Origin of the sequence: Sulfitobacter sediminis, assembly GCF_040811725.1 — a bacterium.
Classification (GTDB): Bacteria; Pseudomonadota; Alphaproteobacteria; order Rhodobacterales; family Rhodobacteraceae; genus Sulfitobacter; species Sulfitobacter sediminis.
In genome coordinates, this window is the sequence record NZ_JBFNXX010000122.1 from 1 (window position 1) to 326 (window position 326).

Here is a 326-nt window from a genome sequence, read left to right on the forward strand (position 1 = left end):
GGCCTCGCCCTGGCCGATGGCCGCAACCATCGCGGTCGAGATCAGTGGGCCGATGCCTGGGATCGTCATGGCATTGGCACAGCTTGCATCCGTACGGCTGATGCCTTCGATCTCCTTGGAGACGGTCTCTATCCGTTCGTCCAGCCACAGCCAGTCACCATAGAGGCCGCTCAGGATGGTGCGCATTCGCGGCGACATCTCATCACGCCTTTCTTCGAGGATCGCCAAAAACGAGCTCTTCAAGGCTCGTAATCCTTTTCGAACCGTAATGCCTTGTTCGATCAGAAAGGCCCGGATCTGGTTGATCGTCGCCGTGCGACGGGACA

1 pseudogene is annotated in these 326 nt (G+C 58.9%); it reads right to left on the reverse strand.

Annotated elements, in window-relative coordinates:
- Window positions 1-326, reverse strand: a pseudogene (locus tag AB2B41_RS23420) (IS110 family transposase); the annotation flags it as partial.